General features: G+C 62.2%; 15 protein-coding genes. 3 read left to right on the top strand and 12 right to left on the bottom strand.

Features of this window, described 5'->3' with window-relative positions:
* Window positions 1-25 precede the first annotated feature (25 nt).
* Entirely contained in the window at window positions 26-1,930 is a 1,905-nt protein-coding gene (locus VA599_RS20505; protein ID WP_021476006.1) for an ATP-binding cassette domain-containing protein, read from the top strand.
* A gap of 105 nt (window positions 1,931-2,035) precedes the next feature.
* Window positions 2,036-2,743 (top strand): substrate-binding periplasmic protein, encoded by a 708-nt coding sequence (locus VA599_RS20500; protein ID WP_158677667.1) that lies wholly within the window; start codon window positions 2,036-2,038, stop codon window positions 2,741-2,743.
* 45 nt (window positions 2,744-2,788) lie between these two features.
* Here the strand turns inward: VA599_RS20500 and accD are convergent, their stop codons facing one another.
* The 9 genes from accD to asd form a co-directional block, all read right to left on the bottom strand.
* Entirely contained in the window at window positions 2,789-3,658 is an 870-nt protein-coding gene (gene accD, locus VA599_RS20495) for an acetyl-CoA carboxylase, carboxyltransferase subunit beta (protein ID WP_021476004.1), read from the bottom strand.
* 75 nt (window positions 3,659-3,733) lie between these two features.
* Window positions 3,734-4,522: a tryptophan synthase subunit alpha gene (trpA, locus tag VA599_RS20490; RefSeq protein WP_021476003.1), complete on the bottom strand. Its 789-nt coding sequence runs from the start codon at window positions 4,520-4,522 to the stop codon at window positions 3,734-3,736.
* Window positions 4,523-4,533: 11 nt separating this feature from the next.
* Window positions 4,534-5,736, bottom strand: a complete 1,203-nt coding sequence (gene trpB / locus VA599_RS20485; RefSeq protein ID WP_021476002.1) for a tryptophan synthase subunit beta — start codon at window positions 5,734-5,736, stop codon at window positions 4,534-4,536.
* Window positions 5,723-6,346 carry a phosphoribosylanthranilate isomerase gene (locus VA599_RS20480; RefSeq protein ID WP_346790416.1) on the bottom strand — a complete coding sequence of 208 codons (624 nt, stop codon included), beginning with the start codon at window positions 6,344-6,346 and terminating at the stop codon, window positions 5,723-5,725. Before VA599_RS20480 ends, trpB begins: the two co-directional genes overlap by 14 nt.
* Before the next feature lie 31 nt (window positions 6,347-6,377).
* The gene (gene truA / locus VA599_RS20475) at window positions 6,378-7,166 is read right to left on the bottom strand and encodes a tRNA pseudouridine(38-40) synthase TruA (RefSeq protein ID WP_021476000.1); all 789 of its coding nucleotides are present in this window, start codon (window positions 7,164-7,166) and stop codon (window positions 6,378-6,380) included.
* Window positions 7,167-7,336: 170 nt separating this feature from the next.
* Entirely contained in the window at window positions 7,337-9,781 is a 2,445-nt protein-coding gene (locus VA599_RS20470) for a type IV pilus assembly protein FimV (RefSeq protein ID WP_346790353.1), read from the bottom strand.
* A gap of 509 nt (window positions 9,782-10,290) precedes the next feature.
* Window positions 10,291-12,570 (bottom strand): motility hub landmark protein FimV, encoded by a 2,280-nt coding sequence (locus VA599_RS20465; protein ID WP_346790351.1) that lies wholly within the window; start codon window positions 12,568-12,570, stop codon window positions 10,291-10,293.
* 148 nt (window positions 12,571-12,718) lie between these two features.
* Window positions 12,719-13,729 carry an aspartate-semialdehyde dehydrogenase gene (locus tag VA599_RS20460; RefSeq protein ID WP_346790349.1) on the bottom strand — a complete coding sequence of 337 codons (1,011 nt, stop codon included), beginning with the start codon at window positions 13,727-13,729 and terminating at the stop codon, window positions 12,719-12,721.
* A gap of 129 nt (window positions 13,730-13,858) precedes the next feature.
* Window positions 13,859-14,965, bottom strand: coding sequence for an aspartate-semialdehyde dehydrogenase (gene asd / locus VA599_RS20455; RefSeq protein ID WP_346790347.1), 1,107 nt, complete (start codon window positions 14,963-14,965; stop codon window positions 13,859-13,861).
* Window positions 14,966-15,281: 316 nt separating this feature from the next.
* On the opposite strand from asd, the gene VA599_RS20450 reads away from it, so the two are divergent.
* Window positions 15,282-16,295: a questin oxidase family protein gene (locus tag VA599_RS20450; RefSeq protein WP_346790345.1), complete on the top strand. Its 1,014-nt coding sequence runs from the start codon at window positions 15,282-15,284 to the stop codon at window positions 16,293-16,295.
* Window positions 16,296-16,559: 264 nt separating this feature from the next.
* Here VA599_RS20450 and VA599_RS20445 read toward each other — a convergent pair whose 3' ends face one another.
* The 3 genes from VA599_RS20445 to VA599_RS20435 form a co-directional block, all read right to left on the bottom strand.
* Window positions 16,560-16,784: a DUF3955 domain-containing protein gene (locus tag VA599_RS20445; RefSeq protein WP_346790344.1), complete on the bottom strand. Its 225-nt coding sequence runs from the start codon at window positions 16,782-16,784 to the stop codon at window positions 16,560-16,562.
* Window positions 16,785-17,103: 319 nt separating this feature from the next.
* Window positions 17,104-17,541 (bottom strand): hypothetical protein, encoded by a 438-nt coding sequence (locus VA599_RS20440; protein WP_346790342.1) that lies wholly within the window; start codon window positions 17,539-17,541, stop codon window positions 17,104-17,106.
* Window positions 17,538-24,971, bottom strand: coding sequence for a LysM peptidoglycan-binding domain-containing protein (locus VA599_RS20435; protein WP_346790340.1), 7,434 nt, complete (start codon window positions 24,969-24,971; stop codon window positions 17,538-17,540). The genes VA599_RS20440 and VA599_RS20435 overlap by 4 nt, the downstream gene beginning before the upstream one ends.
* Window positions 24,972-25,042: the final 71 nt, after the last annotated feature.

Genomic DNA, 25,042 nt, shown 5'->3' with positions numbered 1-25,042 from the left:
TGGTTTTCGTGGCTCGAATGCCATCATGATCCAACTGAAAAATCTGAGCCTGCGCCGCGGCCTGAAAGAGCTGCTGATCGGCGCCAATCTGACGTTGAACCCCGGCTACAAGGCCGGCCTGACCGGCGCCAACGGCGTGGGCAAGTCCAGCCTGTTCGCGATGCTGCTGGGCGAATTGCACGCCGACGGCGGCGACATGCTGCTGCCGCCCAACTGGACCGTCGCCCACGTGGCTCAGGAAACGCCGGCGCTGGAGCGCAGCGCGCTCGACTACGTGCTGGACGGCGACAAGGAGCTGCGCGCGCTGGAGGCGCAACTAGCCGTCGCGGAGAACAAGCACGACGGCAACGCCATCGGCCATCTGCACGGCGAGCTGGCCCATATCGACGCCTACTCCGCCCCGTCCCGCGCCGGCAAACTGTTGACCGGCCTGGGCTTCGACGAAGCCGGCCAGCAGCGCCCGGTGGCCAGCTTCTCCGGCGGCTGGCGCATGCGCCTCAACCTGGCCCAGGCGCTGATGTGCCGCTCAGACCTGCTGCTGCTGGACGAACCGACCAACCACCTGGACCTGGAAACGGTGCTGTGGCTGGAAGACTGGCTGAAGGCCTACCCGGGCACGCTGCTGGTGATCTCGCACGACCGCGATTTCCTGGACGCCATCTGCAGCCACACGGTGGAAGTGGCCAACCAGGCGCTGACGCTGTACACCGGCAACTACAGCCAGTTCGAAGTGATGCGCGCCGAGAAATTGGCGCGCCAGCAGGGCGAGTACGAAAAGCAGCAGCGCCAGATCGCCCACCTGGAATCGTTCATCACCCGCTTCAAGGCCAAGGCCAGCAAGGCGCGCCAGGCGCAAAGCCGGGTCAAGGCGCTGGAAAAACTGGAGCGCATCGCGCCGGCCCACTCCGCCTCGCCGTTCGATTTCCATTTCGACAGCCCCGAGCATCTGCCCAACCCGCTCTTGAAGCTGGACAAGGCCAGCGCCGGCTACGGCGACAAGACCATCCTGTCCGGCATCAGCCTGTCGGTGGAGGCCGGCGCGCGCATCGGCCTGCTGGGCGTCAACGGCGCCGGCAAGTCGACGCTGGTCAAGCTGCTGTCCAGCGACCTGGCGCCGCAAACCGGCGAGCGCGTCAACGCGCAGATGCTGAAGATAGGCTACTTCGCCCAGCACACGCTGGAAACGCTGCGGCCGGACGAGTCGCCGCTGCAGCACATGCAGCGCCTGGCCCCAACCACGCGCGAGCTGGAGCTGCGCAGCTTCCTCGGCGGCTTCAACTTCCGCGGCGACGCTGCCACCGACCCCGTCGGCCCAATGTCCGGCGGCGAAAAAGCGCGCTTGGCGCTGGCGATGATAGTCTGGCAAAAGCCCAACCTGCTGCTGCTGGACGAACCGACCAACCACTTGGATCTGGAGATGCGCCACGCGCTGACGCTGGCGCTGCAGGATTTCACCGGCGCGCTGATCGTGGTATCCCATGACCGCAGCCTGCTGGAGTCCACCACCGACGTGTTCTGGCTGGTGAGCGGCGGCAAGGTGCAGCCGTTCGACGGCGACCTGGAAGACTACCGCCAGTGGCGCCTCGCCCAGCTGGCGGAAAACGGCAAGCCGTCCGACGGCGATGCGCAAACAGTCAACCGCAAGGAGCAGAAACGGCAAGAGGCCGAGGCGCGCCAACAACTGGCCAAACAGCGCAAACCGTTGCAGAGCCGCCTATCCAAGCTGGAGCAGGAGATGGACAAGCTGTCGCAGGAAAAAAGCCAGCTGGAAACTTTCCTGTCGTCCAGTGACGCCTATGACGACGCCAACAAGCAGAAACTGGCCGACAGCGTGCGGCGCCAGGGCGAAGTGGCCGCCCGGCTGGAAGTCGTCGAAGAAGAATGGATGGAAGTGCAGGAACAACTGGAAGCGCTGGCCCAGGCCGACTAGCGCCGCTTGCTGCGGATCATGGCGGCGAGAGAAATTACTTGCAATCTCCGCCGCCGTCTTCTTACGCTAAGAAGAAGCGGGGCCTCCCGCGAACCGGAACGCGCCATGCCGCATGCGCTCACGCACAAGCTTCTGCTGGCCAGCCTGCTGCTGGCCGCGCCCCGCGTTTTTCCGGCAGAACCCATCCGCCTAGCCACCCATCTGCAGCCTCCCCTCTCTTTCACTCGCGACAACGGCCAGGCGGACGGCCTGGCGGTGCAGGTCGTCGATTGCGCGCTGAAAAAGATGCAGCGCCCCTACACCCTGGACTTCCTGCCCTGGCCCCGCGCGCAATGGCAGGTCCAGCATCTGCAATCCGACGGTTTCTTCGCCGCCACGCAATCCGAAGAGCGGGACCGTTACGCGACGCTCTCAGGCCCCCTGATACCCTATGAGCGGCGATGGTATCTGCTGAAAGCCAACCCGCTGTCGCCTTCCAGCCCCGAATTCAAACGCCAGGCGCGCATCGCCGCCTTCAGCGGCTCCAATATGGATATCTGGCTGCGCGATCACGGCTATCGCCTGAGCGCCACCCCGGGCAATAGCGAGCAGCTGCTGCGCATGCTGCAATCCCGCAGGGTGGACGCCGTGCTGGGCAACGGCTACGCGGTGGACGCGCTGATCGCCCGCCTGGGACTGCAGGCAGAGCTGCGCAGCGAGTTGGCCGAAGCGCTGCCGATGGGCCTCTACTTCGGCAAAGCCTTCCTCGACCGCGAAGGCCCGCAATTCCTGCCCAAGTTCAACAACGCGCTGCAAGGCTGCCGTCCCAAATGAAAATGCCGCCCGAAGGCGGCATTGGATAGACTAGGCGCGAGCCGCTCAAACAGCGGCTGGCTCCTTCATCAGCAGCGTGATCATCCCGGCGATCTTGCGCTTCAGCTCGCGCCGGTCCACCACCATGTCCACCGCGCCCTTGTCCAGCAGGAATTCGGCGCGCTGGAAGCCTTCCGGCAGCGTTTCGCGCACGGTCTGCTCGATCACTCGGGCGCCGGCGAAACCGATGCGGGCCTTGGGTTCGGCCATCACCACATCCCCCAGGAAGGCGAAGGATGCGGACACGCCGCCCATGGTCGGATCGGTCAGCACCGAAATGAAGGGCAGCTTGTGCTCGGTCAGCAGTTGCAGCGCGGCGCTGGTCTTGGCCATCTGCATCAGCGAATTCAGGCCCTCCTGCATCCGCGCGCCGCCGGAGGCCGACACGCAGATGAACGGTGCCTTGGCCTCCACCGCGGCCTGCACGCCGCGCACGAAGCGTTCGCCTACCACCGAGCCCATCGAGCCGCCGATGAACTTGAATTCGAACGCGGCCACGACCGCCGGCAGCGAATGGATGCTGCCCTGCATCACCACCAGCGCGTCATCCTCGCCGGTGTCGCTCTTGGCGGCGGTGAGGCGATCCGGGTACTTCTTGCTGTCCTTGAACTTCAGGATGTCCACCGGCCGCACTTCTTCGCCGATTTCGCGCCGTCCCTCTTCGTCCAACAGCAAGTTCAGGCGCTGACGCGCCGACAACGGGTGGTGGTGGCTGCACTTCGGGCAGACCTGGAGGTTGTTTTCCAGATCGGTGTAATACAGTACCGCTTCACATTCCGGGCATTTGCTCCAAAGCCCCTCCGGTACCGCCGAAGGCTTGTCTGCGCGGTTTTCGCGCTTGATCTTCGGCGGGAGGAGCTTGTTCAACCAGCTCATGCTGACTCCTTGAATCTGGGTGTCCGGATATCTCCGGCCACATTGCGACGGGGGCGATGCGCCCCCGTCTGTGTTCTAGCGGATGGCAGCCTTTAATTCGGCTACCAGACGAGTTAGCTGCTCTCTGGCAGTTTCGGGTGTCGCCGCCTCAATTTCCTGTACCAGCCTGCTGCCCACCACCACCGCGTCGGCGGCGGCCGCGATGGCCTTGGCAGTCGCGGCGTCGCGAATCCCGAAGCCCACGCCTATCGGCAGCGGCAATTGTTGTCTGAGGGCAGCAATTTTACGCGCTACATCCTCAATGTCCAGATGTCCGGCGCCGGTCACGCCTTTCAGCGACACATAATAGACGTATCCGCGGGCCAGTTTGGCGATTTCCGCCACCCGCGACGGCGGCGTGGTCGGCGCCACCAGGAACACCGTGTCCAGGCCCTGGGCATCCAGCGCGGATTGAAGCTCGGCGGCCTCTTCCGGCGGACAGTCCACCGTCAGCGCGCCATCCACGCCGGCCGCTTTGGCCCGGGCGGCAAATTCGGTATAGCCCATCGCGCACAGCGGATTCAGGTAGCCCATCAGCACTACCGGCGTCGTTGCGTTGTCGCGACGGAATTCGGCCACCATCTCCAGCACATGGCGTAAACCCACCTTGTGCTTGAGCGCGCGCTCGGACGCGCGCTGGATCACCGGGCCGTCGGCCATCGGATCGGAAAACGGCACGCCCAGCTCGATGATGTCGGCGCCGCCTTCCACCAGTCCGTGCATCAGCGACACGGTCAGGCCGGGATGCGGATCGCCCGCGGTGATGAACGGGATCAGGGCTTTCTTGCCCGCGAGCTCTGCAAAACAGTTGGCAATGCGTGACATTCTCGCCCCCTTCACAGCGTGATGCCGGCCAGGCCGGCAACGGTATTGATGTCCTTGTCGCCGCGGCCGGACAGATTGACCAGAATCACCTGGTCCTTGCCCATGGTCGGCGCGACTTTGGCGGCCCAGGCCAGCGCGTGGCTGGATTCCAGCGCCGGAATGATGCCTTCCAGATGACAGCAGTCGTGGAAGGCGCGCAGCGCTTCGTCGTCGTCGATCGACACGTATTCGGCGCGGCCGATGTCTTTCAGGTGGCAATGCTCCGGCCCAACGCCAGGGTAGTCCAGCCCGGCCGATACCGAATGGGTCTCGATGATCTGACCGTCCGCGTCCTGCATCAGATAGCTCTTGGAGCCGTGCAGCACGCCCACCGGCGCGCCGGAGGAGATCGGCGCCGCGTGCTTGCCGCTGGAAACGCCGTGGCCGCCCGCCTCTACGCCCACCATGCGCACGCCCGGCACGTCGATATAGGGATGGAACATGCCGATCGCGTTGGAGCCGCCGCCCACGCAGGCCACCACCACGTCGGGCTGGCGGCCTATCACTTCCGGCATCTGGATCTTGGATTCCGCGCCGATCACCGACACGAAATCGCGGACCAGCATAGGATACGGGTGAGGACCGGCTGCTGTCCCGAGAATGTAGAAGGTGGAATCGACATTCGTCACCCAATCCCGCATCGCTTCGTTCAGCGCATCCTTCAGCGTCTTGGAGCCGGACTCCACCGGCACCACGGTGGCGCCCAGCAGCTTCATCCGAAACACATTGGGCGACTGGCGCTTGACGTCTTCCGCGCCCATGTACACCACGCACTCCATGCCGTAGCGGGCGGCGACGGTGGCGGTGGCCACGCCGTGCTGGCCGGCGCCGGTTTCGGCGATCACGCGCTTCTTGCCCATGCGGCGGGCCAGCAGCGCCTGGCCGATGGCGTTGTTGATCTTGTGGGCGCCGGTGTGGTTCAGGTCTTCGCGCTTGAACCAGATCTGCGCGCCGCCCAGTTGCTCGGACCAGCGCTTGGCGTGGTAGACCGGGCTGGGGCGGCCGACATAATGCTTGAGCTCATGATGGAACTCCTGCCAGAACGTCGGATCGGCCTTCACGCGGGCGTATTCTTCTTTCAGCTGATCCAGCGCCACCATCAAGGTTTCGGCGACGTAGACGCCGCCGTAAGGGCCGAAATGGCCCTGCGCATCCGGAAAATCATACCGATCCATGTCTTGCTCCTGATATGAAGGCCGCCATTCTGGCGGCGGATTTGATTCCCTTGGACGCCTCCACTCCGCTGGAGACGTCCACCGCGGCTGGCTTCACCCGGCGCACGGCTTCGATAATGTTCTGTTCGTCCAGTCCCCCGGACAGGATCAGCGGCAATGGCAGATCGTCCGGCAGCAGGGTCCAGTCGAAAGTGGCGCCGGTGCCGCCGTGCGCGCCCTCGACGAAAGCGTCGGTCAGCAGGCCGCGCGCGTCGGGATAACGGCCCGCCCATTCCAGCAGGTCCACGCCCGGCTTCACCCTCACCGCCTTCAGGTAGGGCCGATGGAAAGCGCGGCAGAACTCAGCGCTCTCCTCGCCGTGGAACTGCAGCACGTCGATCGCGCAGCCGGCCAGCACCCGCTCCACCCACTTGCGTTCGGGATTGACGAACAAGCCCACCACGCTGACGAAGGGCGGCAGCGCGGCGATCACCGCGCGCGCCTGCTCAATCGACACATTGCGCGGACTCTTGTCGTAAAACACCAGTCCGACGGCGTCCGCCCCCAGGCGGGCCGCCTCGGCGCCGTCCTCCGGCCGGGTGATGCCGCAAATCTTGATTCTGACCACGATGTCCTGTGCCCCGCTCGATAAGGGTTGTACTTCAGCGCAGCCTGAGCCGCGCCGCCTCGCAGCGGGATGGCAGCGCGAACGCGTCCGGATAACCCACGCCGGTCAGATACAAGCCGTCCGGCATGAAGGTTGGCGGCGCGCTGGTGCGGTCGCGCGCCGCCAGCAAAGCCCGCATGTCGTCAGGGCTCAACGCCCCTTTGCCTACGTACAGCAGCGCGCCGACGATGTTGCGAACCATGTGGTGCAGGAAGGCGTCGGCGTTCAAATCGAAGCGCAGCAGGCCGTCGGATTCGACGATATCCAACTGCTGCAGATCCTTGACCGGCGATTTCGCCTGGCACTCCGACGCGCGGAAACTGGAAAAATCATGCCGCCCCAGCAGCCGGGCCGCCGCCTCGCGCATCGCCGCCACATCCAGCGCCTGGTGATACCAGCCCACCTTGCCCGCCAGCAGGCAGGAACGGACCGGATGGGTCAGCAGGAAATAGCTGTAGCTGCGGGAAAACGCGGAGAAGCGGGCATGGAATTCGTCGCCGACTTCGCGCGCCCACACCACTGCCACCTCGGGCGGCAGCAGCGCGTTGACGCCTCTTACCCAGGCATTGAGCGGACGCGTCGCATCGGTATCGAAATGAACCACCTGCATCGCGGCATGCACGCCGGCATCGGTGCGGCCGGCGGCGTGGGTGGTCACTTCTCGGTTGCCGGCGATCTGCCCCAATGCCTGATTCAGCCTATCCTGTACCGTGTTGCCGTGCGGCTGGGTCTGCCAGCCGGCGAACGCCCGACCGTCATACTCTATGCCGAGCGCGATTCTCATACCCACTCATCCATTCATTGCCACGCCCCGGGCCGGACAAAGCCTCGCCCAGAGCGATAAAGCACCCACTTTATCCTATCCGACCCGGTTTGCGCCACACGCGTCGCCTCAATACAAAAACAAATGGCACCGGCCGAAACCGGTGCCATCGGCCGCTCCCGCCCACGCGCTTAGCGGCCGTGCTGGGCCTCGCGCATCAACAGCTCGGCGGTTTCCTTGTCGCCCATTTCCATATAGAGCTTGGCCAACTCCATTTTCTCGACATCCTCGGTTCCCTCGATCGGCGCCTCCATTGCCGGCGGCGGAGCGGGAGGCGCTTTCGCGGCGACAGGCGCGGCCGCCGGAGCCTCGGGAGGAGGAACCGCTATCGCGGGGCGCGGCTCGGGTGCCGCGGCCTTCGGCGCGGCGATTTGCGGCTCCGCGCCGGCCGCCCTGGCGAACAAGGGATGATCGGGCAATTGGGCGCGGCCCAGTTCGCTGACCCGCTGCCACAGGGTGCTGTCCTGGCTGAACATGCCCTGGGTGGCGACAGCCTCCTCGATGAACGCCTCCTTGTCAGGCTGGGCCGCCAGCACTTCCAGCAATTTGTAGCGCAGATCCTGCCTCAAGGGCTCTTTCGCCAGGCCCTCCCGCAAAATCAACAAAGCCTGGTCGTCCCGCCCATAAGCCAGATAGACTTCAGCCTCGGCCATCACGTCGACGGAGCCCAGGTCTATGCCCTCATCGCTCTTCAACGAACTCATCAGCGAGGTCAGCGGCTTCAACTGCATCTTGGCGGATTCGGCGTCATTACCTGCGTCGCCGCCAGCGTCCTGGCCAGCGGCGGCGGCGCGGCGGCGGCGGATCAGCAGCAGCGCCACCAGTCCCAGCGCGGCGGCCGCGCCGCCCAGCTTGATTTGCACATCCCGGTCGTTCAACGCCGACATCGCGCCTGCCGCCGCGCCGCGCGCCGGCGGAGACTGAGGAACGGCCTCCCGCCGGATAACCGGTTCGGGCCTGCTCTCGGGAGACTGAAGCAGTTCCGGCGGCCCATGCAAGGCCGGAACCTCCGGCTTGACTGCCGGCGACTCCGGCGGCTCTTCCTTCCTCGCCGCCTGCGCCTCAGGCTTGTTGGCGGGTGGTTTGGGCTCGGCAGGCGTGGGTTTGGCGGACACGCCCTCCTCCTGCTTGCTGGCCGCCACAACGCCCGCGGATGGCGCGGATGCGGCAGAGGGCTTGCTCTTGGCTTGCTGAAGCGAACGAATCTTGTCTTCCAGCGCCTTGGCTCTTTGCTCGGTCTGTTTCAGCGCCTGCTCCTGCTTCATCAGCATGTCGCGCATGCGGCGCTCGGCCGCCAGCGCCTGCGGCGATGATGCCGTCTGAGCGGCAGGCTTCGACTCCGGAACGGGCTTCGCCGCCGGCTTGGTTTCCGGCTGGGCTGCCTTAGCCGGGCGGGACTTCGCCAGATCGGCCTGATGCCCTTCCGCCAGCAGTTTGGCCATGCTGCCCGACTTGGCGGCATCCTTCGCCTCCTCCTGCTTGCCCGCGCCCTTCGCCGCCTCCGGCATCGTCCAGCCGCTCGGATAATGCAGCTCCGCGCCGGCCAGCAGGCGATTGGCGTCGCCGTCGACGAAAGCCTCGGGGTTGTCCCGCAACAACCGCCCGGCCACATCCTCGCCGCGCGCCTGGCCGCTCATCTTCATGGCGATTCCCGACAGGGTATCGCCTCTTTTCACCTGGTAGGTCTTGCCGCTAGACGCCGCCTCAGAGCCGGCAGGCCTCGCCACCGGCTTGGCGACGGATCTGGCCGCATCCGCGCCGCTCTTGGCCGCGGCGCCATCCAGCGTCAGGCTATAAGTCTTTTGCGCCCTGACATTCCCGGCGACCACTTCGACCCGGAACGACAACCTCGGCTGGGTGATCGGCATTGACGACGACAGCCGCAACACGCGGTGCCCGCTGGCCGAACGATCCAGTTGATGCGAAATGGACGCTACTTGCGACAGCTGCTCCTTCATCGCCACGCCTTGCGCGACATCCGGCAGAATCGCCACCCGCAGCTGCTCCGACTTGTCGAAAGCGCCGCCCAGCAAAGGCAGCTCGGCGATCAGCGGCTCCCCCAGACGGGAGCTGACGCGAATATCGCCCAAACCCGCGCCGTCCAGCCTGGACCCCTGGTCCGGCGTCGCGGCATGGCGCTTGTCGTCGTCCCCGTCGGCGGGAGCCGGCGCCTTGCGCCTCGGCCCATCGCGCTTGTAATCCACTTCGAACTCGCGAACCAAGCTGCCCGCAGGCCAGCGCACCTCCACCGCGAAGCGCAGCAAGCGTTCGCCGAAGCTCGCCGGGCCTTTGACCTGCACCTTGCTGATGCGGCCATCGCTGCTACGCACCAGATTGAAATGCAAAACCGGCGCGGAACCGCTGTAAGGGGAAAGCAGCGGATAATTGTTGCGATCAGCCAGATTCACCTGGGCAAGGTCTTCGATGTCCTCGTTGACGACCGGTATTTCAGCGGCGAACGATTCTCCATCCGCCGAAAGCACGCGTATCGGCCCCAATCCCGCATGCGCCGCGTAAATGCTTCCCATGCCCGCCAGCAGCAGCGCCAAGCCTGTCTTGCGAAAATTTGCAGCCATCGTTGATGTTCCCAATCTTCTTGCATGCATGATACAACCCGGCCCGACGGAAAAATACCCACCTTTTGCCCCGAAGGCCCTTATCCATCAAGGCGGCCGGCGTTTTGCAAAAACGCATAATTAAACCTTATAGCACTTTCGCCTGACAATCCCATGCGAAACGCAATATCCGACTCCAGGCATTCCAAACGCCCGCCTCAGCGCCGCGACAAACCATCCCGCCAACGCATCCGCTCGCCGCGCATGCAAATCGCCCGGCATCCAAAAAACAGATTTTTCCTTCCCATCTTCTTGCGCTGTTGCCTAGGCGCGGCTGGCCCATTCGACGCTTTCACGGCCAGCAAACGCGTGGCATTTTCCAATTCAGCCAAAATGGAAAACCAATTGCCCGCGTCATGAAACCAGGCTCCCGCTCTCGCGATTCGCTATCCGCTGCGTAAAAATCCGAACATGAAAAAACCGCCTGAGCGCATGGCTGCAGACGGTTTTTGCCTCGCGGCGGCAATTCCTCAAGCGCTGATCTTATCGAGCAAGGCCTGGGCCTCCTCCTTGAGCTGCCCCTGCGCCTCGCCCAGCAAGTCCTGCAAAACCTCGCGCGCGCCCTCGCGATCGCCCATGTCCAGGTAAACCTTGGCCAGATCCAGCTTGGTGGCCAAGGGGTCGTCCATCACCGACACGCCTTCCGCTTTCGCTTCGTTCGGGGCGGAGTCGGCAGGCTGAGCACCCCCTGCCGCCGAAGGCTCTTCCGCCAGCATGTCCTCGTACAAGGACTCCAGCCCGGTTGCGCCGGGAGCCTCCGCCGGTTTGGCCTCCGCCGCCGGCGCGGCGTCCAGGTTGAAATCGAAGTCCAGCATATTGGCCTCCGGCTCCGGCGCCTTGGCCTCGCCCGCCTCGGGCTCCGCCGCCAGCATGGCGTCCAGATCGAAATCCAGCGCATTGGCTTCCGGCTCCGGAGGCGCTTCGCCGCCAGGCGGCGCATCGAACAACGCCGCCAGCGGATCCGCCTCCTCCGCGACCGGCGATGCCGGCTCAGCCGGCGCCGGCGCGGCCTCGATGGCCGCGGGCGCTTCGTCGCCGAACAGCTCCTGGTCCAGATCTATCACCTCGCCGCCCGCTGCCGCAGGCGCGGGTTCCGGCTCGCCGGCATCCGCCTGATACAGGGCATTGCCCGGGTCGATGGCTCGGCCCAAGGCCGCCGCCTTGGCCCACAACGCGCCCTTGCCGTCGAAGGCGGCATGCATTTCCTTGGCCAGCCGTTCGAAGCCGGCGACATCCGGCCTCGCCGCATACACCTCCATCAGCTTCATCCTGACCTCATGGCGCGACGGATCCTTCTGCAGCGCATCCTTGAGGATTTCCTCGGCCTGTTGATCGCGGCCGTAAGCGATGTACACCTCGGCCTCCGCCACGGGATCGACCTCCGCCGCGTCGATGGCGCCGGCAGCCTGGGTGAAGTTGCTCATGAAGGAATTGCTGCCGCCTGCGGCATTGGCGTCATGCCCGGCTACCGTGCTGCGGCCCAGCGCGGCGCTGCCGGCATTCTCGTCAGCCCCCTTGCGCCGCCTGGCGATCATGACGCCAAGCAACCCAAGCAAGCCTACGCCGGCGACGCCGCCTCCGATCAGCGGCAGATACCCTAGCACCCTGCTCATCAGCGATGGCGCAGGCGGCGGCGCGGGGTGCGCGGCCGCAGGCTTGGGATGGGGCTTCTCCACCGGTTTGGGCTCCGGCTTGGGCGCGCTGGCAGCGACGGCCTCATGCGGAACGCTTGCGGCCATCGGCGCGCTGGACGGCGCCGGCGCGGCGGCTGGCGCGACGGGCTCCAGCTTGGCTCCCGGCGCCTGCAGGCTGCTCTGCAACGCTTTCAACTGCTGCTCCAGCGCCGCGATGCGGGTGGTGGCGTCCTGCAGCGCTTTTTCCCGGGCTGAGATTTGCTGCTGCAGGTCGTTGAGCTTGGCGTTGTCCGAACCGTCTCCCGGCGCCAGCTTTAGCACATCGCCGCCCTTGCCCGCCGGCGCGCCAGCCTGGCCGCCCGCAGACGAAGCCTGCGCCGCCGGAGCGGGTTCGCCCAGAATGCCGGCCACCTGGCTGGCCGACAGCGCGCGCATCTTGCGCGCAGATGGCACTTGCAGCGTCGAGCCTGGCTTGGGATGGCTGACGTCGCCATCGGCGAAAGCATCCGGATTGGCCTGAACCAAGGCGGCCATGGTTTGCCGCAACGACGCGCCCTTGGGCTTGACCTTGGCCGCCAGCGAACGCAGCGTGGCGCCCTGGCGCACCGTCAGCTCGCGCGGCGCGGCGGGAGCAAGCTTCGCCGGCGCAGCCTGGCGATAACGGCTTGCCTGGTCGTCGTCGGCATAGCTGGGCACGTCCTGGACAATGTTTTGCGCTGTATAATTGGCGGGATCGAGCAACACTGTATATTCGCGGACCGAACGGCCGGATGGCGCCTTGGCCTCGACCACGAAGCGCAGGTAGGGATCGTTGATGGGCTGGGTGGAACTGACGCGTATCATCGCGCCGCGCGTATTGGGACTCAGCGCGAAGCGCAGGGAGGACAAGGAGCTGGCGTAATCGACATTCAAGGCCTGGAAGGTTTCGATGCCCGCCAGCCCCACCCTGACGGCGTCAAGCTCCGTCGGCTGCACGCCGGTCATCTCGATGTCGGCCTTCAATAGTTCGCCCAGATTGGAGCGAACATGTATCTTCCCCAAACCGGCCCAGGCGCACGCGGAGTACGCCAAGCCGATCAATAGCACGCCAAGCTTGAGTTTTCCCTGATTTCTCACTGTCTACCTTCCGGCACTGTCGCATTATCAGATGTTATCGGCGCCCATCCCTTTGGGATGAGTGTGCAACTGTTGCAATCTTAGGCCTTTGCACGTCGTTTAGCCAGATTTCACAGCCGATGCCGGCTTGGCATGCCGTGCGCGTCGATTACATCAAAGCGCTTTGCCCAGCCAGGATTTCAGCGATGCGCACGCAATGCAGCGCCGCGCCGGCCTTGACGTTGTCGGCCGACACCCACAGGCTCAGCGTCTTGCCGTGCTTGCGCAGGCGGCTGACCCACACCATCTCGTTGCCGGTGGCCTCCATCGGCGTCACGTAGCCGCCATGCTGCTCGCTGCCCACCACCTGCAATCCTGCCGCCTTGAGGCGTTTGCGCGCTTGTTCGAGGTCAAACTCTTCATGCAATTCGACTTGAATCGCCCAGGAGTGGCCAAAGAACACCGGCACGCGCGCGCAGGTGACTTCCAGCTGCTCGGGCTTCAGCTTCAGCAGGCGCGCGGTCTCGTCGCGCACCGAGCGCTCTTCTTCCGAATCGCCGTTCTCGTCCACATCGCCGATCTGCGGCAATACATTGAAGGCGATGCGCTTGGCGTAAACGCTGACTTCCGCGTCGCGGTGCGAGAACAACGCGGTGGTCTGCTCCGCCATCTCTTCCATCGCTTTCTGGCCGCTGCCGGATACCGCCTGGTAGGTAGCCACGGTCACGCGGGCGATGCCCAGCGGCGCGAGCGGCGCCAGCGCCAGCGCCAGCGGCGTCACCGTGCAATTGGGCACGGCCACCAGCGGCGCGCGGCCCAGCTCTTCCAGTTCGGCGGCGTTGATGGCCGGCGCCACCAGCGGCACGCCGGCGTCGCCGCGGAACGCGGAGCTGAAATCCACCACCGCCGCGCCGGCGTCGCGCGCTTGCGGGACATACTGGCGCGAGATGTCGCCGCCGGCGGCGAAAATGGCCAGGCCGACGTTCTCGAAGTTGAACTCGTCCACCATGTGCACGTCCAGCTCCAGATTGCCCAGCGACACGGTGCTGCCGTCCTGCTCGGCGCTGTCCACGGCGAACACGCGCGCGGCCGGGAAGCTGCGCTCGGCCAGGAGTTCCAGCACGGCTTGACCCACCAGGCTGGTGGCGCCCACTACGGCGATCTGCAGAGAAGTCGACATATTTTGTTCCTATTGTTACCGCCGACGGCGTCTTCCCCGCCGGCATTGCAATGCGAAAAGGGCACCGAAGTGCCCTTGAATTCTGTAAAGGCCGGCAAAGCCGGCCCAGGCTCGCGCCTATTCTACCCGTCAGCGCTCGATCAGGATACGCAGCATGCGGCGCAGCGGCTCGGCCGCGCCCCACAGCAGCTGGTCGCCGATCACGAAGGCAGACAGGTACTCGCCGCCCATATTCATCTTGCGCACGCGGCCGACACCCACTTCCAGGCCGCCGGTGATCGCAGCCGGCGTCAGCTCCTTGACCGAAATCTCGCGGTCGTTCGGCACCCACTTCACCCAGTCGTTGCCTGACTTGATGATGGATTCGATCTCGGACAGCGGCAGATCCTTCTTCAGCTTCACGGTCAGCGCCAGGCTGTGGCAGCGCATCGCGCCGATGCGCACGCACAGGCCGTCCACCGGCACCACGCTGGAGGTGCCGAGAATCTTGTTGACCTCGGCCTGGCCCTTCCACTCTTCCTTGGACTGGCCGTTATCCAGCTGCTTGTCGATCCACGGAATCAGGCCGCCGGCCAGCGGCGCGCCGAAGTATTCGGTCGGCACATCCTCGCTGATGGCCTTGGCCACCTTGCGGTCGATCTCCAGAATGGCGGACGACGGCGTGGCCAGCTCATCGGCCACGGTGGAGTGGATCGCGCCCATGCCCTTCAGCAATTCGCGCATATGGTTGGCGCCGCCGCCGGAAGCCGCCTGGTAGGTCATGGAGGACACCCAGTCGACCAGGCCTTCGCGGAACAGGCCGTTCATGCCCATCAGCATGATGGAGTTGGTGCAGTTGCCGCCGATGTAATCCTTGACGCCGTTGGCCACGCCCTTGTCGATCAGCTCGCGGTTGACCGGGTCCAGCACGATGATGGAGTCTTCCTGCATACGCAGCGTGGAGGCCGCGTCGATCCAGTAGCCCTTCCAGCCGGCGGCGCGCAGCTTGCCGTACACCTCGGTGGTGTAATCGCCGCCCTGGCAGGTGACGATCACGTCCATCGCCTTCAGCTCATCGATGTCGCCGGCGTCTTTCAGCGGCGGCACGTCGCGGCCGATGTCCGGCGCCTTGCCGCCGACGTTGGAGGTGGTGAAGAACACTGGTTCCGCGATCACCGCGAAATCGTTTTCCTCGCGCATGCGCTGCATCAGCACGGAACCGACCATGCCGCGCCAGCCTACAAAGCCTACTCTCACTGGAAATCTCCCGAGTCTGTCCTAAGTCCGAATCGTGACCGCCGCGCGGCTGACGCCTGCGCGGCGGTTAAATTTTTGTTACCCCATTGTGCAGCGCGCCACGATGGCAGGCAATGGGGTAAATAGTTTTTATTGTGAAGTTCCGCAGAACAAATGATTAAGCCGCGATGAACACGCATTCTCGGTTCAATGGCAGGCACGATGCGCCTCCAGAAAACAAGCAATCTCCTCCTTGAGTTGAAGTTAGCTTCAACTCCTATGATCCAGCGCGTCACATCACAAAACATGACGCCGCTCGCCCAAGGAGAAACTCATCATGAAAACAGCCATCCCCGCACATGCCCGCCGAGACACGCTACATCACTGCCTGCGCCAAGCCACCGCTTGGAATCCGACATACAAAGAGGGCTTGGCCAATCATCTGCCCATGGTATTGCATGCCGCATGGGAGTTGGGGGCGGATAGCGACCGTTTGCAAGCGCAAGTGGATCGCGATAGCGCCATGCTTGAACCGACTTCCCCATCCCGCAATCCGCTTGCGGATTGGCGCTTGGGCTTAGGAAGAAGAGAGGCCTATCCGGATTTGCGCATTCATTTCGAACAAAAGCTTGTCCTTCATGGCACGGAAACCACGCTCAGCGACACGCTGCCAATACTGGCTCCAGGCTTAACCGCTCATGCTTTTCATGGCCTCATTCGCTGCGCGCACGCCTATGAATCCGGCTGCCTTGAGGAAATCGCCGCGTCGCTGGCGGCATGGAGCAGCGGATGGCATTCGCCATCCATGCCTCGGCCAGCGGACAAAAGACTGCCCTGGGACGATTGGCTACATGAAATCCAGCCGCAGCTAGAGACGTTCCGCAGCGACCTCCGGCTGATCCAGGCCAGGATGGCTGCCGCTGAAAAATCGCCGCTTTACCAGCAGAGGGGCGCCGCGTTGGCGTTTGCGCCTAACTTGCCCGCGCGCCGAGAACAGTTTCTGGATCTGGCGCTCAACCTTTATTTGCGCACACGCAATTTCACCGTATTGCATATGATCACTGCGCTCAGAGCGCTGCGCATTCTCAGCCCTTTCCTGCCGGACAACGAGACGATGCAAGACATCGTGACACGTAGCGCGCTGCTGGCGATGATCTCGGATGACCCCAAACCTCACGGCTTGCTCCAAACGGATTCACCACCCCACTGGGACGAATTGAAACGCCATGCCTGCGCGCAACAGAACGACCATGTAATCAAGCTTGTACACGCCTGCTGGCAAGAAGATGGCTTACGCGCCGATCCGCGCTGGCGCAAGACTGCCGCGCTGGCGCTGCATGGCCGTGGATAGGAGAGGCAGGGCGGACATGTCCGCGCCCGCCCCTCCCGCTTCTTACATCGCCGCCACCACCGCGTCGCCCATGCCGGAACAACTGACTTTTTCGCAGCCGGCTTTGTAGATGTCGCCGGGGCGGCGGGACCGTAGATTGGTCTTTCACGTCAGGTGGCTCCGGCGTAGTCGGCCTGGTAAGGTTGCGTGTTTCAGCACGCTAAAACACAGATAGACCAGTTTGCGCATAGCCGCTTGAAGTGAAAGGCGGTATCTACGGCCCTATTAGCGGTAAAACCTGCGCTTGCGGGCAAAGCAGGCCGCCAACCCTTGCCACATCAAATAGGTGGCAGCGACAACGGCACTGGCGACGATCAGAAAGCTGCCGCCGGCGATCAGCGCAAAGGGCTCGCGCAGCACGCCGTTCGCGTCGACATGGAAACCGATCAAGCCGGCCGCGCCCAGGCAGGCCAAACCGACGGCCGCCATCAGCGCGACGATGATCAGCAAGAGCTTCAAGGAGCGGGACATAGTTCCAGACCTAGGTTGCGGATAAGTCTTCAGTCCAGGTTTTCCGCTCCGAGTTCCATGTTTGGGGCCATGCCAGGCCCACAATGAACCTTCACGATCCAACTTAGCGTGGCAGAGAGGGCCGTTTCTTGAGCTTTGCCCGCGCGGCCAGAACCATAGCTTGGGGAGAATGAACTGAAGCCCAACGTTCACCGAGAAAATGCACGACCCCATAAATGTTGATCGCCATATATCGCGGCAAGCGTTGGGCTTCGCAAGCTCAGCTCAATCTACGGCCCTTGAAATTACACCCGCATATTCAATTTGACTTATCCCAGCTATTAATTAATACCAACTGCAAGTCTTCATCGCATGCTAGATGAGCAACATATCCTAAAAAATCTTCATCTTCATCACGCTCAGGCACATTAGGATCAAAATCAATATCTCCAACCCACCAAGCAGGGTACTCGATCACCGCATCACCAATGGAGAACCGAGTCACTCCCCTTTGCAGATCATGCTGATACTTAACCATCAAGCCAATATCTTGAAAATTCCAACACTTGTCATTCCATTGAAAGTAGAGATTCTTTCCTGTGGCAAATACACCAAACTCATCACCACATACAACCGCGTAATTTCCTTGCACAATAGAATCTACAGCAGGCTGCATAGAAAACCTCCCGCTCTCAGCATCAAGAATCACAATCTCATGCGGATAAGTTGCCTTCTTAAGTACTATATTTTTTTTCACGGATTAACCCTTGCAATTCCAGTTAGTATATCCATTGATGGATTACTTCTAGTCCCTGCTGAAATCACACCTTGCGGGCTACCATACTTTGCAAGGAGTGACTCATAAGTTGGCCCATATTGACTGCCATATTTCATCATATTTCTCTCATACAGTATGGGAAGTTGTTCAGCTGAATATTTCGACATACGAGTTTGATTACGCATATCTACAATTCCCCTAGCGATACTCTCCTCAGCCACGCCCTCCGTGCGCATTTTAGATACCAAAGCAGCCTCATCAGCTAGTCCTTGATGATATTCCAAACGTACACTTCGAGCAGCAGCAACCTGTTCTGGACTAGTCCAATCAACAGGCCACTTCGGTGGTGCAAATTGAGATCCATTCACTGGGACATAGCCATACACGCCTTGGTAATCCTCAACAAGATCCGCAGGAAGATTTTTAACTGTGTAATTAAAGCTATCAGTTGAACCTGCCAAACCACCGTACTTAATTGAGATCCCTTGACCTCTAGATAGCTCTGGAATAAATGGACTCAACGTAACATCCGGAGCCATTGCATCCAGCCTACTCAATGCACCAGCATACCGCTGCTTCAACACACCAAGCCCAGCCCCCCCAGCATAGCTCATTGCCATACCAGATGTCGTGCCAACCAACCTTTGGCCTGCCAAATAATAGTTCTCATCAGCCATAGCCCCGAGCATGCCGACTAGGCTATTTTGATACATGCTGGTCAAAAGACCATCAAATGTCACACGCCCATTCATTAAATCAGACACGGAGTTTAAAACATTCCCGGGCAGACTCTCAACGCCATCACGAACTCCAGACCCTAATGCATCAGCCTCTAAAGAGGCAAGTGATGGCCGCGCATAAGGCGCTGGAATCGACATAACCGCATCATTACTTCTCCAAAATGGCTTTCCACTACTATCAAATACATAAGTAATGATTCCATCTTTAGGGCTTGCCCATTCCGGCACACCAGGCACGACATAAGGAGTTTCTCGCGACAAGCCATTAAATATATCTCCGCCGCGGCCTGCATAGACTGGCAAGCCATCCTTATTACGGTACAAAACTTGCCCATTCGACTCTATCGCCAGATCAGTAAGATCCTCCACTGAAGGACGAACGATATGTCCATTCGGCAGCTTAACACGCCCCCCCCCCAGATCGACGCTACGCCCACTATTGGCATTACCCAAATATTGTCCATCCTCTCCACCATCCGATTCTACTTTCTCGCCGTAGCTACTCTCTCGATAGATAGCTGTTCCACTCGCCCCCTCCCCTCCATCGACAACTGATGCCATGCGAGCGAACCCCTCTCGAATAAAGGGGTCATCTGTCAGTTGCAAACCATTAGACCTAATAGGAACCCGTACTATTTCATCACCTACAGCACTGCCAAACGAGTTGGCCGCCAGGTTACCCCAGTTCGGCTGGTGATCGTTGCCCAGCACCGACTGGATGGTGCCGCCAGCCATGCCGCGCAAGGTTCCATAACCGATATTGGCGAACGGATCGGTTTCAACATTCGGCTTTATGCCGCTCGTCGCCCATGTCGCCACACCCGATGCCGCCACCGAAGTCCAGCTGAACGACTTTTGCATGCCGGTCGCCATCGCCACACCTTGGGTCGCGGCATTCACGACCATCGTCCGCGCTACAGTCTGCTGCATGCCGGCACCAGAAAGCGCTCCGCTGCCACTTGCCAAACCTACCGTGGCTGCAGTAGAAAATGCAGACAAGCCCACTTGGCTCCAAGAGAACTTATTCTGCATCCCCATCCCCATTGCCACGCCTTGACTGACAATGGAGCCAACAGCACCAGCGGCAGCAGCCACTCCAATTAAGCCGGCGGTACTGAGACCTACAGTTACCCCCATTGCGGTACCGCCAGCAAGAACAGCCGCTCCTGCCGACGCAATTTCTCCAAGCGTAGCAGCACCCAGCGTAAGAGCTCCTCCAGCAGAAGATGCAACAGCCCCCATCGCTACCGCCGCCGCGCCAGCAGTCATCACCACCGCCACCACAGCCACGATGGCAACCAGAATCATCCCAAAGCCGCCACAACCACCGCCACCTCCCGGCGGCGGCGGCGGCGGCGGCGGTTCCGGCAGTGTCGGCGTCACATCGCCTATCGCCTCGCCCGGGTTGTAGACGCGGTAGGTGCCGCTGTTGTTGTGGAGGTTGGTGACCTTGTTCGGCACCCGCAGCACTTGGCCGGCCTTCAGCGTTTCCGTGCCGGTCAGGCCGTTAGCGTCAGCCAGCAAATACCACAGCGATTTGTCGCCCCACAGATTGGCGGCGATCACTTGCAGCGTGTCGCCATCCCGCGCCGTCACCGTGCCAGGCGCTTGCGCCGGGTAATTGGCGCCGATTGGTTCATAATTTTGGTCGAAGTCGGCGCTGCTCACCGGCGCGCCATTGCGGTAGCTGTCCTTGCGATTGCCCAGATCGCCCCGCGCCAGCGACTTGGCGTAGTCCACCCGGCTGGGGCCGTCGTTGCCCACCGCGCCCACCTGTTTGCCGTCCAGATAGTAGTAGTCCTGTTTCTTGTAAGTGCTGCCGTGGTCTACCTCTTCCCGCTTCAGCACCAGGCCCTGGGCGTTGTTGACGTAGCGCAAGCTGCGTTGGCCTTGCTCGTCGATCGCTTCTTTCAGGTGGCCGTTGAGGTCGTAAGTGAGATGGGAGTAACCCTGCTTCCAACCTGGCGCGTTGGGATTGTATGGCTGAGCGGTAATGGTGGATTGCTTGGCCTCGTCCCACCACTCATAGCCGTAGTAGGTCGTGGTGGTGGTGTCGCCGCTGCGCTGCGCCGTGTTGTCCAGCGTGCCATCGGCCATCAGGTTGAAAGTGGTGGTACTGCCGTCCGCCTGTTGGCTGGTGAGCTTGCTGTCGGCGTCGTAAACCGAGCTGACGCTGCTCTTCTGCCCGCCATCGCCATCCCATCGGTACGTTGCATAGCCGATGGCCCGTCCCTGCAGGTCGTTGCTGCGCCGGGTGGCCAGCTTGCCGTTGATCGTGGTGTCGGTGAGGAAGCCGCCATCGGTGTACTGATACTGCTCCACAGTGCCGTCTTTGGCATTGGTGACCTGTTTGCGCTGGCCGGCCTGGTCGTACAACACCTCCACGCCATCGCCGCCAGCCGGCCCGCGGGTGATCTTGCCGTTGTCCAGCTTGCCCATGCTGACGGTGAAGCGATTCATCGCGTCATAGGCATACCAGTTGTCCTGCGTCTGCGCGCTGCCATCCACGCCGTCGCGATATTCGGCGTAGACGCGGCGGCGGTTGCCCACCGCGTCGTACTCGTAACGGGTGAGGAACTTGGGATCGTGGATTTGGGTGACCCGGCCCAAAGCGTCGTACTGGATGTCGGCGTACTGATAAACCTGCTGGCTTTGCTGGCTCAGCGTGGTGTAGCCCTCGAAGGTCTTACGGCCATCCTTATCGTACTCGTACAGCGTGTAGCTGTTGGTGGCGCTGTCCTCCAGGCTCTTCTGATAGCCGTTGCCGTAATAGCTGTAGTGGATGTTCTGCCCAATGCTGCCGGTTTGCAGGTACAGCTGCCCGGCATTGCTGTAAGCATAGGTGAAGGTGTGGTTGCCCAGATCGACATGGCGCAGCTTGAGGCCGAACAGGCTCGTGTCGTCCACCATGGTCCGGCCGTTGGCATCGGTGGTGCTGACGCGCCACCCCCCCACCACCGTGCCGCCGGCGCCTTTGAACGTGGCGTCCCACTGGTAGCTGTAGTTGACGGCGCGCTGCGCCGCGCTGACGGTGGCAAGCACCCGGCCCAGGCTGTCGTAGCGGGTCGTATCGGCCAACACCGTCTTGCCGTCGGCGGTGGTGCGATGGGCAACGCGCTGGCCGGCGCTGTCGTAGTCGTACTCGTCATAGCCGCTGCCCGCGCGGTCTATCCGCTTGAGCTGCCCCAGCTTGTCGTAACTGTACATGGTGGAGCGGTTAAGCTCATCGATGCTGGATCGCAGATTGCCCTGCGCGTCATAGCGCATGGATTTGGCGCCGCCGTCGGCGTGCCACTCGTTCAACACCTTGCCCTGGCCGTCCTGGCTGCCCGCCAACCAGCTTTGCCGGTTGACGCGGCCATTGGCGTCGATGGTGGCCACCACATTGCCCATCGCGTCATAGCGGTACTGGGTCAGCGGAGTGATGTCCGCCGCCTTGCCGTCTTCGCCGGTCGCGCTAACTTTTGGATCTTGCTTGGCCAGCAGCTTGCCGGTAGTGCTGTAGCGGTACTGGGTGACATCGCCCATGCCGTCGGTTTCACTGTCCACTTCGCCAAAGGCGTTGTAATGCTGCCCGCGGGTGACGGTAGCGTCATGATTGGACACCCCCAGCAGCACCCAGTTGAGCACGCCTGCGGTTGTAGGGTCATTCGGCCCGCCGCGGTGCAAATAACCAGCCACGTCGACCGCGCTGCCATCGGCATTGTTCAGCAGCCCGCCGCCGGCATCCCGCAGCTGGTAGCGGTATTCGTAGTCGCCGGCGGCCAGGTTGTCGACATTGAACTGGAAACCGCCCTGCGGATTGCGGCTCAAGGCCGCGCTCTGCCAAGCGCCGTTGCTGCCCTTGACCCGATACGACAGGTTCAGGGTGGCGGCATTAGCCTGCGGCGGCGTAAAGGTCACCGACAACGGCAAGGCCAAGCCCTGCAGATCGCCCGGATTCAAGGTGGCACCGCCGCCGCCCAGCGTGATCTTGCCGGCGGCGCGGTTCAGCATCAGGCCATTATTGTCGAAAACCTGATATTCGAATTCATAGGCTGTGGGGCCTGCCAGGCTGTTGGCCAGATCCTCGCAATGCCAGTCGAACGCGCCATCCGGATTGCGCGCCAGCGCCATCTCGCTGTACGCGCCATTGCTGCCGGCCACCCGATAACGCACCTTGCCGCTGACGGCCGCCAGGTTCTGGTTGCGGATGTGGACGACTTGCGGCTGATCCTGCCACGGCACCGGCTGGGCCAGAGAGTTCGGCTCGCCTGGACGGAAGCTACCGATGACTTTCTTGACCTGCTGGTTGTTGCCGTCAAAGCTGGTCAAATCGTATTCGTAAGTCGTGCCCGGCTTCAGGCCAAAGTTGGCGGGATCGAACTGAAACCAGCCGTTGAGCGGACCATTGGATGTGGCGGGATTCAAGTTGGACAGCGGGCTCCACGCGCCGCCCGGCATGCTGCGGAAGCGGATGGCTGCGTGGGTGGCGGTTTCGCCCTGACCGGTGACATTGATCCAGCCATTGCCCCAGCCGCCGTTGTCGGTGTACATGAAAGCCTGATCCGCTGCCGACTGTTGATTGAAGCTAATGCCAGTACCATCGCGATGAGCATAGCCCTGCCGGGTTCCGATCAATTTACCAGAAGCGCCAAACAGTAAATAGCAATACTGTGTGTCGCCCAAACTCTGGAACGCATCACTGGTGAACCACCCCGCCATTGATTGACCATTAATAGTCATCAGCGGCATGCTGGACACCCTCCAACCATTCACCCCCGCCACTCTAGTCAACAGCAGGACACGATTCACATTGGCATCTGGTGTTTGAAAAGATGTTACCCCCCCACCATAGTTCCCATAAAAACCACTAGCTATATGATTACGTAAAGCCGCGCCGCCAAAAGAGCTAGTTTGTCCGAATAATAAAAGGTCAGTTTTAACACCAGATGCCGGTGCAGAAACCGTTTTATATACCGAAATCGTAAAACTTAACCCTGCAGCATCCCCCCAATCTGGAGATGAGCTATTAGAGCCAAACTGTGCAGTCAGACCCACCGGCTGATTAAACACACCACTGGACGGCACATATACAATTTGATTCCGGGTAGGAAGGCCTTTACCGTTAAAAAAATTGACGACCACCTTGTATCCCTCGCCACCATATTCTGACAGCGGGGGCAGATTCACATTGACATTTACAGATGTCAAAAACAAATCATAAGCCCTGCGGCTGGAATACTCTCGATCCCGGACATCCACTTCTAACGGGGTCAGCACCACCGACCCACTCCGCTGTAGCCCTCCAATCAATAAACCTTGGCTCGCCAGCGGATTGCTTTCCAGCGGCCCCTTCGTCGCAATCGCCCCCACCGTCACCACATCCCCCGCGCCGGTCTGCAGCCTGGCGCTGATCCACGGCTCCACTTGCACTTGCGACGCCTGCCGCGCGTTTACCATCGTCGGTTGATAAGTAGCAATATGTTGATTGCGCGCATCGTAGTCGCTCACCGTCAAGCGCAAGTTATCCATCGGCGCTTTCGGATCGGCCCGCTTGGCCACCAGCGCCATCGCCTGATCCAGGCTCATGCCGCGCAGCTCGTCGCCGCTTTCGCCTCCAGATTCGATCGTCAAGGTTGCATTGCCGTTGGCGTCGTAGCCGTACAGCTTGGTCACGCCGCCGGCGTTGCCGCGGGTCAGCCGGCCGGCGCCGTCATACTCGCTGAACTCCTGCCAATCGCCCTGGCGGTTGAGGCTGGTACGCTTGCCGCTGATCTGGCCCCAGGCGTTGTAGCGGGTTTCTGACCAGATGCCGGTACTGGCATCCAGCTTGGCGATCTGTTGCTTGGCCGCGTTGTACTGGTAGGACACTAGGTCCTGCAGCAGCGGCTGGCCCGCCGCCTGCTGTCGCGGATGCTGCGTGCGCGTGACATTGCCGGCCGCGTCGTACTCGTAGTAGGTGATGTTCTGCTCAGCATCCACCTGGCTGAGCAAACGGCCACCCACGCCATAAGTCATCTTGCTGAAGTCCCCCGCCACCCCAGCCTTGACGCTGCGTACAAGTTGACCCAAGCCGTTGTAATAGCTGTCGGTGGTCGGCCTCACGCTCTGGCCGGTCTGGTCGACGAAAGCGGCTTCTTCACGATGAGTCTCGCGGCCCAGCTTGTCGTAGCCGATGTCGGTGACGCCATTCTTGGCGTCGGTCTTGCGGTCCACCAGGCCCAGCGCGTTGTAGTGGTACTGGGTGCGCACCATGCCGCGGGCATCGCTGACGCCATCGTCGGCGGAGATTTGCACGTTCAACCGGCGCTCTTCCGCCACCCTCCCCATTCGGTCGTAGTCGAACTCGCTTACGCGGTCATCGCCAGCATTCGGCTTCAGCTTGGCTCTGGCCATGTCCAGCGTGTCGCTGTCAGCCGGCACGCCGATAGCGACGGCGTAGCGGGTTTCGCGCACCGGTTTGCCGGCGCTATTGTAGTCCCATGCCACCGCGTAGCCGGCGGCATCCACTTCCAATACCTTGCGCCCCGCGCGGTCAAACCAGCGATACGCGCTGTTGCCGAGGGCGTCGGTCTCCTTCGCTACATTGCCGTTGGCGTCGTAGCTGCGGCTGATGACCAAGTCTCTCAGCCGGATGTCGTAGTTGCCGGTATCGGCATTGCGCAATCCAACCGTCTGATCAGGCACGATGGTGCGCTTGAGCCGGTTGTTGTTGTCGTACTCGAACCGGGTGACGCGGCAGTTGCCGTCCGCCGGCT

The sequence above is a fragment of the Chromobacterium indicum genome, from assembly GCF_039708975.1.
GTDB classification, from domain to species: Bacteria; Pseudomonadota; Gammaproteobacteria; order Burkholderiales; family Chromobacteriaceae; genus Chromobacterium; species Chromobacterium piscinae.
This window is presented reverse-complemented; position numbering and strand designations above follow the sequence as displayed.